Source organism: Micromonospora orduensis (genome assembly GCF_006228125.1).
GTDB classification, from domain to species: Bacteria; Actinomycetota; Actinomycetes; order Mycobacteriales; family Micromonosporaceae; genus Micromonospora; species Micromonospora orduensis.
In genome coordinates, this window is the sequence record NZ_VDFY01000170.1 from 51,722 (window position 1) to 58,315 (window position 6,594).

Consider the following 6,594-nt stretch of genomic DNA (forward strand, 5'->3'; position numbering starts at 1 on the left):
CGACGGCAACTCGCCACAGCCGGGGGCTCGTCTTGGGTGGTGTAAAGCTCGATCACCCTCCACAAAGGATGGAAACGATGAACGTCGGCCCGTCCGGCCACCGCCTCCGCCCAGTGGCCGCAGTTGACCTGGTACACCGCCGAGGAACACGGCCAGGCGCAGAACGACCCGGCCCGCATCTGGCGGCGTACCCCTGCCGGAAGCTGGCAGGTGGTGCGCGAGGGTCGCCCCGGTGCCGACAAGGACCTCAGCCCGATCACCGTCTCGCCGGACGGCCGGCGGGCCGCCTGGGTGGAGGCGTCCGCCGCTCGACTGGTGATCAGCGCCTTCGACGGCACGAAGCGGCACACCATCCCGACCCAGGGCCAGCGGACCTGCAAGCCGGAGTGGCTCGACTCCGGCCGGGTGCTCTACGGCCTGGGCCGGGACAAGGACTGGACGATCGTCGCCGTCAACGCCGACGGCACCGGCCGGAAGGTGCTCGCCAGCCACCAGGCGAAATGCCCGGCGGTGTCCAATGGCTGGATCGCCCAGCTCACCGACCGGACGGTGAGCATCCGCAACGAGGGTGGCGCCAAGCGCTCGATCAGCCCGCGCGTTCCGACCGGGTTGGCCATCGGCGGGGTGGCGGCGATCTCCGGCAGCGGCCGCACCCTGGTCATCAGCACCTACACGCCCACCCCCGGTGGATGCGGCTGTGGCTCGCGGTTCCGCAACTACCGGGTCGACGTCGCCAGCGGAGCCGCCACCGAGCTGGTGCCGCTCGACCGGGCCTGGACCAGGCCGACCGGGCACGGCGAGGCCGTCGACGCGGTGATCCTGGGCGACGGCGGCCTGGTGGTGCAGGTCAACGCCGACACGCCGGCCGGTTCCGCGCCGGACTACCGGCTGGTCCGGTACGCCGCCAACGGCCGGGTGTTGGCCGACGCCGCGGTGCCCGCCGGCCAGCCGTGGGGCGGCCTGCTGGGCTGAGCCACCGGTGGCCCCGCCACCGGCTACGACGAGAGGACCGGCCGCTCACGGGGGTGGCCGGTCCTCCGCGCACGGTCAGCCCGCGCCGGGGAGGCGGCCCTCGCAGCGCGCGTCCGGCTCGACGATCGGCCGCCGGGGCATCATCCAGTCCAGGGCGGTCTCCTCGACCGGCCAGCCGCGTACCGACACGAGGCTGTACGGCACCTGCGCCGCCTGCGGGCAGAGGACCTGCGACTCGACCTGGCCGTTCGGCAGGAACCGCACACCGGCGGCCTGGTCCAGCACGATCGTCGAGGTGTCGGTGACCGTGATGAGTGCGCCGAGGACCACCTCCGGGCCGGCCGCGTCGGTCGGCGGGGCCCCGGCGGCAGCCTTCTTCGGGGCGACCTCGATCGCGGCGGTGGGCAGCAACGGCACCCGGAGGAAGACCGCTCCCATCACCACCGGGAGCACGGCGGCGACCGTGAACGCCAGACCGTGGGTCAGCGCCGGGGCGATCCGGCCGGGGACCGGGCCGGTGAGGAGCAGGGTGGCGGCGGGTGGCACGGCCAGCAGCGCGGCCGTCGAAAGCTCACCCTCCTGAAGGGCCGTCCAGATCGCCGGAGTCAGGATGCCGTACGCGAGCACCGCCGCCGCCACCGGCAGCGCGACGGTGACCACCAGGGTCCGGGTCGGTTGATGCGGATGCAGGTAGCGGGTACGCAGCGCGAGCAGCCACAGGCCGAGCATCAGCAGCGACGGCAGGAAGCGGAGCTGCCACGTGAGCGCCCCCAACGCGACCGCCGCGGTGAGCACCCAGCCGGGGGTACGCGCGGTCCCCGAGGCAAGCAGCGACCGTTCCGGGTCGAAGCGGTCAGGGGCGCTGAGCCGGAGCAGCCGACCGAGCACGCCGAACGCGAGCACCACGACGGGGAACGCCCACACCAGGGCGATCAGCAGGGCGCTCAGCAGGCCGAGCGGGCTGACGTACTGCACCAGCAGCAGCATCGTCGACATGTCCTGTCGGCTGAGCTGCCACAGCCGCAGCACCAGGAGTAGGACGGGGAACGCGGGCAGGAGGGTCAGCAGCCACTGCTGCGCCTGCCGCGCCCCCGCCATGCGGCGCGGTTTGCCGTCACCGAGGTCGGTGGCGATCCGGGGTGCGCCGGCGCTGGTAGCGCGATCCTCTCCCACGGCCACTGCCGCACCTCCACCTTCCTCGCCTCGGGTTGCTCCTGCTCCGCGACCGGCTGCCCGGGGTTGTACTGCTGCTGCCAGCGGAGGTTGGCGTTGTACGCGTTCTCCCAGGTCGAGTCCTCCTCGTCGTTGGCCGACGTGTACAGCGCGAGGTCGACCAGGTCGCGGAGCGCCCGGTTGGGGCCGGTGTTGACGCCCCACCTCTCCTGGGGGGACGAGCCGATGTCCCAGTGCCGCAGCGGCTTGGTGTTCCTGAGGGTGACCGGGAAGCGCTGACCGTCGTCGCCCGGCCGGTCGGCGGTGACGAAGCCGGCGAGGATCGCCGCGTCGGTCGTCACGGCCTCCACCTCGCCGTCGTACAGCTCCTGGATGCATTCACTGATCCGGTTGCGGCCCCTCGGCGTCGCACCGGCCTCGGTCAGGCGCTCGATCGAGGTCGAGGTGGTGAGCGAGCAGACCGACCGCCCGGCGAGATCCTGGAGGCTGCTCACCGGCCCCTTGAAGCTCTGCAGGGTCACCACCGACTGCTCGGTGTGCAGATAGGCCGAGGAGAAGACCGCGCCCTCCTCCTCACGCTTCTTGTTGATGCTGTACGAGGCGATGACGAGGTCGACGGTGACGAACCCGTCTCCGTCGCTGGCCTGTCGCCGGGCCCGGTCCTCGCTCTCGATGGGCAGGAAGCGCACCTGGGAGCGGTCGAAGCCGAGGAAGCTGGCGATCATGTAGGCGATGTCGACGTCGAAGCCCTTCCAGACGTTGTTGGAGAACCGCTGGGAGATGCCGGGCTGGTCGTCCTTCACCCCGATGACGAGTTGCTGCTTTCCCTTCATGCCGGCCTGCTCCAGCAGCTCGTCGCGGGTCGGGGGACCCACGGCGAGCACGATCGGGACCAGGGCCGCCGCCAGGACGGCCAACGCGACGACAAGTCCCACCACTCGGATCTGACGGGTGCGTGTGGTGCGCGTGGGTGTGGCCGGCCCGGCGGGGCTCGGCTCGCTTGCCTGACTCAACTCGGCCTCCCCGCTCGCCTGGCCCCGGTGACCGGCCCTCCATTGTGGGGTCTGCGAGCGACCCGCGGCGACCCGCCGCGCGTACTCCAGCGGAGCGCATGATCAACACGGTCTGGTGCCTCTCTGCATGGTGCCGATCGGTCGGCCGTCCGGGCGCGTCCGCGGCTCGACCGGGGGAAGGTGCTGGCGGATGACCTCCGCCACTCATCGGATCGGAGGCACCGCGCGTCGCGGCCCCGGTGACAGACTGGTCGCCGCAGGCAACGGGTGTCGTGAGGGGGCGCGGGTGGGCTGGCGCAGTTTTGTCGCGGTCGGGGACAGCTTCACCGAGGGCATGGACGACGCCTACCCGGACGGCTCGTACCGGGGCTGGGCTGATCTGGTCGCGACCCGGCTCGCCGCCGAGGCGGGCCCCGACTTCCGGTACGCGAACCTCGCCATCCGGGGCAGGCTCTTCCCCAGCGTGGTGGCCGAGCAGGTGCCCTCCGCCGTGGCGATGAAGCCGGATCTGATCAGTTTCGCGGCCGGCGGCAACGACGTGCTGCGCCGCACCTTCGACCCGGACACGCTTGTCGCCCGCTTCGACGAGGTGGTCCGGCAGTTGCGTTCGGGCGGCGCGGACGTGCTGCTCTTCCGTTTTGCCGACGTGATGGCCCGGCTGCCCGGTCAGCGCCTCGTCGCCCCCCGCGTGCGGTTGCTCAACCAGGCGGTCGGCGAGACCGCCGAGCGGCACGGCGCGATCATGGTCGACCTGTACGCCGACGACACCTTCCTCAATCCGATGCTCTGGAGCACGGACCGACTGCACCTCTCCGCGGCCGGGCACCGACGGGTCGCCGCGCAGGTGCTGAACGCGCTCGGGGTGGGCTGCGACGAGGAGTGGCTGATGGTCCCGCCGCATCCGGCGCCGTCGCCGTGGCTGGCCGCCCGCGCCGCCGACCTGCGCTGGGCCGGGCAGCACCTCGCCCCGTGGATCAAGCGGCGGATCACCGGCCGGTCGTCCGGCGACACGGTGACCGCCAAGCGTCCGTTGCTCGGGCCGATCGTCGACTGACGGTGCGCACCCTGCACACCGCGCCACTGCTGCGGCGCGCCCCCGACGGCGAGCCGGTGCCGGAGCACGCCGTACTGGTCGACGGCGACCGCGTCCAGGCCGTCGGCCCGTTGGCGGAACTGAGCGAGGCGTACGAGGGTGTGCGGCTCCGCCGTTGGCCGGGCACGCTGGGGCCGGGGCGGCTGCACGAAGGTCCGCTGCCGGCGGCACCCACCCCACGCGAGCGGGTGCACGCGCTGCTGCGGCACGGAGTGACGGCGGTGCTGGCGGAACACCTCGCCGATCCGGCGCTGCGGGCCGCCGTCGACCGGAGCGACCTGCTGGTGCTGCCCGCACCCGTGGCGGTGACCCTGCGTCCGGGCGGGCGGGCCGACCTCGCGGTGCACGGCGCCGACGACGCCTGCCTGGTGACAGTGGTCGCCGGCCGGATCGCCCACCGCCGGGCCTGACCCGACATCACGTGGGCCGCGTCGCACCCGATGGTCGGTCGACGGGCGGAGTTGCGGCGTAGTTTGGGGATCATGTCTGTGCCCAACGATCCTGATCCCCGCCTCCAGTCGTACGCGGACCCGCAGCGGCTGGTCACCACCGAGTGGCTGGCCGAGCACCTCGGCGACGAGGGCCTCGTGGTGGTCGAGTCCGACGAGGACGTGCTGCTCTACGAATCCGGTCACATCCCGGGTGCCGTCAAGGTCGACTGGCACCTGGAGCTGAACGACCAGGTGACCCGGGACTACCTGGACGCGAAGAGCTTCGCCGAGCTGTGTGCCGCGAAGGGCATCGGCCGGGGCGACACAGTCGTCTTCTACGGCGACAACTTCAACTGGTGGGCCGCGTACGCCCTCTGGGTGTTCTCGCTCTTCGGCCACGCCGACGTGCGGCTGCTCGACGGCGGCCGGCAGAAGTGGATCGCCGAGGGCCGCGAGTTGACCCGCGACAAGCCGGCCCGCCCCCGCGCCGACTATCCGGTGCCGCTGCGTGACGACGCGCCGCTGCGGGCGTACCGCGAGCAGGTCATGGCCCACGTCGCCGCCGGTCGGCCGCTTGTCGACGTCCGGTCGCCGGGCGAGTACACCGGCGAGATGCTGCACATGCCGGACTACCCGCAGGAGGGCGCGGTGCGCGGCGGGCACATCCCGGGTGCGGTGAGCAAGCCGTGGAAGTCCGCCGCCAACGAGGACGGCACGTTCAAGTCCGCCGACGAGCTGAAGGCGATCTACGCCGACCAGCTCGGGTTGAGCCCGGACGACGACGTGATCGCGTACTGCCGGATCGGTGAGCGGTCCAGCCACACCTGGTTCGTACTGCGGTACCTGCTGGGCTACCCGCAGGTGCGGAACTACGACGGTTCGTGGACCGAGTGGGGCAACCTGGTCCGGGCGCCAGTGGTCAGGGGCGACCAGCCCGGCGGCCTCGCCAACTGACTGATCCCACAGTCCCCGCGCGACCGCGACGGCCGCGCGGGGACCGGTGGTCAGCCCGCGAGGGCGACCACGCCGCGCAGGTCGCGGACGATGCCGGTGATCTCGCCGGTCTCCGGGTTCCAGCGGGCCAGTCCGGCCGGTTCCAGGCGGAGCAGCACGGCGCCCTTGTTGTCCCAGCCCAGCACCGGGCAGCAGCCCTTGGCGCGGTCCCGGCCCAGGTCGAGCAGGTGGGTCACGGCACCTGTGCGGGCGTCCAGCACGGCTGCCCCCTCCGCGCCGTCGATCTCGCTGCTGACGATCCACGCCCCGCTGGCGATCCGGCCGCCGTGCAGCCAGCCCCGCCCGTAGAACTCGTTCACCTGGTACGGCGCGGGCAGCGCGTCATCGGTGATCCGCTGTTCGGAGCGGACCTTGGCGTCGCGGGCGGTCCGGCTGCGCAGCGTCAGGCCACCCGGCTCGCCGATCATCTCGATCAGCGCCGCCTCGCGGCCAGCCGACGGGTCGGGTGCGACCACGTCCCAGGCGGACACGTCGACGGTGCTCGCAGTGTCGGCGTCCCGCTCCACCGCGTACGTCCGGTCGTCGCCGCCGACCAGCACCCGGTCGCTCGCCCAGACCACCAGCTCCAGGTAGCCGTCGAGCGGGATCCGGCGTACACCGGCTCTGGTGAGGTCGACCATGACCAGCTCGTTGGTCTGCGCGAAGGCGGCCCATCGGCCGTCCGGCGACAGCACCCCCGGTTTCAGGGCGGCGGCCTCGTTGCCGTCCTCGTCCCGGGTGGGGGCCAGCGTCACCACGTCGAGACTGCGCACCACACCGTCGTCGCCGAGGACCCGGACCGGCCCGTCGGCGCGTCCCTCCTCGTCCAGGGGCTGGAACAGCGCCAGCGCCTGCCGGACCGGCCGCTCGGACAGCGGGACTGTCGGCGGGTCGGCGAGCCGGGCCAACGGGTCGGGTG

The 6,594-nt window shown here is 72.6% G+C and carries 7 protein-coding genes; 4 read left to right on the plus strand and 3 right to left on the minus strand.

Going from position 1 to position 6,594, the window contains the following annotated elements:
* Positions 1–123: 123 nt before the first annotated feature.
* A complete protein-coding gene (locus tag FHG89_RS18070) occupies positions 124–972 on the plus strand; it encodes a hypothetical protein (protein ID WP_139585563.1) in 849 nt (282 codons plus the stop codon).
* Positions 973–1,047: 75 nt separating this feature from the next.
* Here the strand turns inward: FHG89_RS18070 and FHG89_RS18075 are convergent, their stop codons facing one another.
* Together FHG89_RS18075 and FHG89_RS18080 are read right to left on the minus strand one after the other, a co-directional pair.
* Positions 1,048–2,070: a hypothetical protein gene (locus FHG89_RS18075; protein ID WP_139585564.1), complete on the minus strand. Its 1,023-nt coding sequence runs from the start codon at positions 2,068–2,070 to the stop codon at positions 1,048–1,050.
* Positions 2,034–3,080 carry a transporter substrate-binding domain-containing protein gene (locus tag FHG89_RS18080; RefSeq protein WP_244295588.1) on the minus strand — a complete coding sequence of 349 codons (1,047 nt, stop codon included), beginning with the start codon at positions 3,078–3,080 and terminating at the stop codon, positions 2,034–2,036. The genes FHG89_RS18075 and FHG89_RS18080 overlap by 37 nt, the downstream gene beginning before the upstream one ends.
* A gap of 364 nt (positions 3,081–3,444) precedes the next feature.
* On the opposite strand from FHG89_RS18080, the gene FHG89_RS18085 reads away from it, so the two are divergent.
* The 3 genes from FHG89_RS18085 (at position 3,445) to FHG89_RS18095 (ending at position 5,636) form a co-directional block, all read left to right on the plus strand.
* Positions 3,445–4,212, plus strand: a complete 768-nt coding sequence (locus FHG89_RS18085; RefSeq protein WP_139585570.1) for an SGNH/GDSL hydrolase family protein — start codon at positions 3,445–3,447, stop codon at positions 4,210–4,212.
* Positions 4,213–4,214: 2 nt separating this feature from the next.
* Positions 4,215–4,661, plus strand: coding sequence for an imidazolonepropionase-like domain-containing protein (locus FHG89_RS18090; RefSeq protein WP_139585566.1), 447 nt, complete (start codon positions 4,215–4,217; stop codon positions 4,659–4,661).
* Between the two features lie 72 nt (positions 4,662–4,733).
* A complete protein-coding gene (locus FHG89_RS18095) occupies positions 4,734–5,636 on the plus strand; it encodes a sulfurtransferase (RefSeq protein WP_139585567.1) in 903 nt (300 codons plus the stop codon).
* Positions 5,637–5,686: 50 nt separating this feature from the next.
* Here FHG89_RS18095 and FHG89_RS18100 read toward each other — a convergent pair.
* Positions 5,687–6,594: hypothetical protein (locus tag FHG89_RS18100; protein ID WP_139585568.1), on the minus strand; the 908-nt coding region annotated here is incomplete at its 5' end.